The sequence below is a fragment of the Clostridium akagii DSM 12554 genome (assembly GCF_000686725.1).
GTDB lineage: Bacteria > Bacillota > Clostridia > Clostridiales > Clostridiaceae > Clostridium_I > Clostridium_I akagii.
On the sequence record NZ_JMLK01000050.1, the window covers coordinates 1 to 5,556 of the forward strand.

Consider the following 5,556-nt stretch of genomic DNA (forward strand, 5'->3'; position numbering starts at 1 on the left):
ATTAAAATAGCTTACTAATATTAATTAAAATAAATTTATTTAAATTTGAGGAGGAAATAACAATGAAAAAATTACAAAATGATGTATGTAAGGTAGATTTTAAATTTATAGGAATGGGAAAGGATAATAAAATGAAAAAATTATTTGTCAAGAAGGAAGATGGAGATATTACGCATATAGTAGGAATATTTATAGTTGTAATTGTAATGGTACTAATCGCAACGATTGCAAGCGGATATAACTATAATACGCTCTGGAATACTGTTATGACAGGTATTACTAATGTTATAAATAAAGTAATGGGATACTTTGCTTAATATTTGAAGGAGGTTTCAGATGAAAAATGTAAGGCTAAAAAAAGATGGAGATATAAATGTTTTAATTGCTACTTTAATAGCCTTCTTTTTTATAATGACATTAGTATATTTTGCTATTCAACCTTTTAATAAATTAGGAGAATACAATGAATTACAAGAAGTAGTAAGAAGTGCAGGACTTAGAATTGAAGCTGACGGAGGGTTAACAAATGAAACTACTCAATTGATTAAACAACGTATTCAAGCTGTAGGATTAGACCCTTCAAAAGCAACAATTACTTGTAATCAAAATGCTAATTCAGGTATTCAGGAAGCTACAACTTTTGGAACTGATTTAAAACTAACGATTAGTTATGAATATACTTATAATTCTCCAAAAGTTGTAGGTTTTTCAATAGCTGCGGGTGATAAAAAAAGTGAGGTTATATCAGCAAGTATTGAAACAACGTCAAAAAACTAAAGGTGATTAATGGTGAGTTTATGATTAAATTTAAAACTAAAAAAAAAGAAGGGAGTGTACATATATTTTTACTCACTCTCTTTGTAATATTTTTTATCTACATTATGATATCTATGATAGTTTATAGAAATGTCTTAGTATCGACTGCCTTTAAATTTAAAACAAAATCAGATTTTTCAAATCTAGCAGTATACAAATATATTTCAAAACAAGAGCTTGGGAAAAGTGGACAAATAGCATTTGATGATACAGATTTAAATAATTGTTTTAATACATTTAAACAATATTTAGAGAAAAATCTTAATTTAGATGATAATTTAAGTCCAGTTCAAAGTAATAGTCTTATTAGTAAACCATTTACGATAAATAGGATTGTAATATATTCATTGCGAAATGGTAACTTGTCAGTATATACATATACTGATAGCAGTAAAACATTTGTTTTAACTAAAGTTGAAAATAACTATTCTAATGATGTATATACTCCAAGTAATAGACAAGTAATAAACACATCTGTTTATACGCAAGTTGGATTCACAATAGCCTTAATACGTGGATATTCTTATCAGAACGTATTAACAAGCTTTACAGATGCTGTTAATAAATAGGGGGGAATAAATATTGAAAAATTATAAAGTTAGAGTTGGGGTAGTAACTGCGGTACTTGCAATAATTTTAATGGGTTTGTCTATTTTTATTCAAAGAAAAGCAGTTAATATAAAACCACAAATACAAGTTTATAAGGCTACAAAAACCTTGAAAATTGGTGATAAAATCAATAGCTCTAATTGCGAACCAACGAATATTGATATGACTTCTGATTCTTTAAACTATGTGAAAAGTTTAAATGATACTTCCAATATGATTGTTAAAGAACCAATTTATAAAGGGGAAGATATAAATAAAAACAGACTTGTTGATAAAAGCGATAATAGTGTATATATAGCAGATTCGACTACGAGAAAATTTTCAATACCTGTAAGTTATATTGATGACCCTTTTTCGCTAACATTCAGAAAGGGAGATAAAGTAGATATATTATTTACACAAATTGACAATGGAGCTGAAAGTAAAATTGCAAATACAAAAGTAGAAATGCCAAATGCCATTGTAGTCGGTGCAATAGATGAAAATGGAGCATTGATAAATGATTCTGACAAAAATAAATTAGCAACAGCAATTTTATTTCAAAGCACTACAGGAAATATAATAAATATAACTCAAGACCAATACAAAGGAAAATTCAAATTCGCAGAAGTACCTAATAATAACTAAATCATAAATAATATACAATTAAATTTTTTAATTGTATATTATTTTAATTTTTATATAGGATATTTTTAAAAATATAAGATTGCATAATGTCCCAGGGAATATGAAACTAACATAAAATTATTTATACATTGACGTGTGTTACAGATTGTGTTACAATTATTTTAAGGTTAAAATAGAAATGTCCCCAGGGGACACAAATTGAAAGGATGTGCAATTATGAATAAAATTAATATTCTAATGAACTTAATCAAATCTTCAATGAAGGCAAAAATTATAGCAGGTACGGTAGCTGTAATGGTTGTGGGTACTGGAGCGGTAGCTACTGTCGCTACTATTCATCATTTCGATAGTAGTAAAGTAGTTACTACATCTAGTTTGAATAATCAAAAACCAAAGAAATCTAAAAAGAGTAATGAAGTTAGTAACATAACAAATGCTACAGACAATACTTCTACAGCAAATGTAGATAATAGCTCTAATAGTGTGACAAATGCAACAACTACAGGCACAGCAAATAGCACAGCAGAAAAAGAAAGTAATAAAGTGCAGACTTCAAATACCTCCAATAATGGACAACAGAGTAATAAATCAACTCAATCATCACCAACAACGGTAACAACACCAAAGTCAATACCGAAGCCAACACCGAAACCAACGCCAACACCAACACCAACACCAACACCAATACCAACACCAAAGCCTGTACAAGTCGGAATTGATTCAAATTTAACAAGTCAATTGCAATACTTAATTGTATCAGGAACTGAAAGTTATACTGGAGTACAAAAGAATACTTTTATTAATATCGCCCAACAAGTTGCTCTTAATCAAAAAACCAGTAGTGAAGCAATTAGTCAAATATCTAGCATGAATTGGGTTGAAGATTCAAAAAATATAAATAAGTATGCAAGTGGGGGAAATTGTAAAATTGAGACTTATAATGTTCGTTGTAATAAATTTAATGTATCAGGAAGTGAAAGTGCTACAGCTATTGCTAAAAATCAATTTGATGTAGGTCAATTTGATGATGTTTATGCATATAGAAATGCTGATAATACTGTTACAATTACAACGATTAGTGTTAATTTTATTACTACTCCACAATAAGGGGTGAGGTTAATTGAAAATTCATCTATTAAAGATGAAAAGCGTAATGCGTTTTTGCTTTTTTATTGTATTAATAATGTCATTTTCATTAATGATTACATTATATTTATTTACAGATAAGCAAGCAAAAGCAGATAGTTTGCCTTCTAAGATATGTATAGATACTCCAAAGGATAATACCTCGTTGGAAGGAAGCAATTTAACTGTTTCAGGTTGGTCTTTAAATTCTAGTGGTGTAAAAGAAGTTAAAGTTTATCTAACAAGTAATATTAATGAAGATGCAAATATTGGACAATTAAGAACTGATGTAAATAATGTTTATCCTGGTTATACAGGAGGTTCTAATAGCGGATATAGTTGTAATTTAGATATTTCATCATTGGATACTGGCACATATACGTTAATAGTTACAAGTATTGGTAACGATAATTCTGTAACGTCTGAAAGCATGACTTTATATAAAAATATTTCATATAAAAACAATGTAGAGGGGGGGACAGAATATTCTAGTACAAGTGATATACCTGCATCAATATATTATAATGATGGTACTAATGAAGGAACTTTGAAACTTCAATCTACAGAGGTTTCTAGCGGAGAAGCATCTAAAACCATAAGTTATGATAGTGGGGATTTCGAGTTTATAGTTATTGATTACTGTGTGTGGAATGGTAATAATTATACAATGAATCTTGATAGACAGCCTGGTTGGATTGCATCAACTAAACAGGTGACGGTGAATGGGTATACATTTACGGCAAATGCAGTTGACGTAGTTGAAAAAGGAAGTCATTATACTCAATACGCAACACCTGATATGCCAAGAGGAGGAGATTCATATCCTGATGATGCTTGGATTGGTTCAGGAAATTGTGTAAATGGTCGAGAATATGAAACTGCTGACCACTATTTTAATGGAAGGTACACAGGGTCTACTACTACACAAGATACACGTAAATATAAGGGCGTTTATTCAGGCGCATTATTACCAAATGCAAAACCAATTGCAAAATTTTCAGTATCACCAAATCCATCAACGATTGGTACTACTTTAAATATTAGTGATACGTCAAAATCAAATGATAATACGGATATTATTGCATCTAATAATTTGCAATATAGTAATGATGGAGGTAGTAGTTGGAATAGCTTAAATGCTATAAAATCATCAACAGGGATACAATATACTTCTCAACTTTCAAATGTGGGTTGGACAAATTCATCTTCTGATGGAAACATGGTAGGTAATCCTTCTAATAGTGATGATGTACACTTAGAAGCTGTTAAACTATCTCTAGCTAATAATGATATTCCTGGCATGAGTATACAATATCAAGCACATGTTCAAAATATAGGATGGCAGGATTGGGTTAATGATGGACAAATTGCAGGAACGGTTGGGCAAGGATTAAGAATAGAAGCATTAAAAATTCAACTTAATAATGCACCATCGAATGTTCATGTATACTATCAAGCATATGTTCAGGATATAGGATGGCAGGATTGGGTTAGTGATGGGCAAGTTATAGGAACGGAAGGTCAAGGATTACCGATATTGGCACTTAAAGTTAAAATAGTAAAGACTAATTATACTTTAAGTGGTTTAAATTCAGGTAATTATATTTTTAGAGAACAGGTTACAAATGATAGAAGTGGACTTCAATCTGATTGGTATTATCAAAATGTATATATTAAGAATCCACCCAATATATCTATTAGTCCAAATAGTTCAGGTTGGACTAATAATATAAGTCCAACTATAACTTTTACTGATAATAGTGGAACTGGATTTAATTATAAACATTATCAAGTTACAAATAGTACAAGCGAACCTTCTACCTGGCAAAATGCATCAAATAATACTCAAAATATTGCTTTTAGTTCAAGTGGTATTTATTATATACATGCAGAAGCTATGGATAATTTAGGAGGGTATAAATATTACTGTAGTGGTGCATATTACGTTGACTTAGATAACCCAAGTGGAAGTTATTCCCCAAATGCACAGAGTTGGTCAAATAACGGTAATTTAGCTGTTACTTTTAGTCCAAGTGATATTGGAGGTAGTGGAGTATCAAATTGGTTATATAGGGTGTCAAACGACAATGGAGCTACATGGACAGGATGGTTGCTAGGTAATTTATCAGGAAGTATAAATCTTATTACAGCATCTAATAATAATAATACATTTAAAATACAAGCACAGGTATATGATAATGCAGGAAATGAAAAGGAAATTGATAGTGGTACTTACTATATTGATAGAATAGCACCTACGGTTACTGTAAATCCTACTAGTAAACCTTGGACAAATAGTAATGTATCCGTAGGCTTAACGGCTACAGATTCAGGAAGTGGAGTAAATCATATTTACTATGCATGGTCAACATCAAACAC

6 protein-coding genes are annotated in these 5,556 nt (G+C 30.3%); all 6 read left to right on the top strand.

The genetic code is table 11. The annotated features are described in order from the left end of the window. Window positions 1-62: 62 nt before the first annotated feature. Entirely contained in the window at window positions 63-317 is a 255-nt protein-coding gene (locus BR66_RS0115550; protein ID WP_026883715.1) for a hypothetical protein, read from the top strand. 19 nt (window positions 318-336) lie between these two features. Next, window positions 337-777, top strand: a complete 441-nt coding sequence (locus tag BR66_RS0115555; protein ID WP_026883716.1) for a DUF4320 family protein — start codon at window positions 337-339, stop codon at window positions 775-777. Between the two features lie 20 nt (window positions 778-797). Then, window positions 798-1,385 (top strand): hypothetical protein, encoded by a 588-nt coding sequence (locus tag BR66_RS0115560; protein ID WP_026883717.1) that lies wholly within the window; start codon window positions 798-800, stop codon window positions 1,383-1,385. A gap of 13 nt (window positions 1,386-1,398) precedes the next feature. Then, window positions 1,399-2,052, top strand: a complete 654-nt coding sequence (locus tag BR66_RS0115565; protein ID WP_026883718.1) for a CpaB family protein — start codon at window positions 1,399-1,401, stop codon at window positions 2,050-2,052. A gap of 216 nt (window positions 2,053-2,268) precedes the next feature. Then, window positions 2,269-3,159, top strand: a complete 891-nt coding sequence (locus BR66_RS0115570; protein WP_156946307.1) for a hypothetical protein — start codon at window positions 2,269-2,271, stop codon at window positions 3,157-3,159. 13 nt (window positions 3,160-3,172) lie between these two features. After that, on the top strand, window positions 3,173-5,556 hold a 2,384-nt coding region (locus BR66_RS26040; RefSeq protein ID WP_242841170.1), incomplete at its 3' end, for an Ig-like domain-containing protein.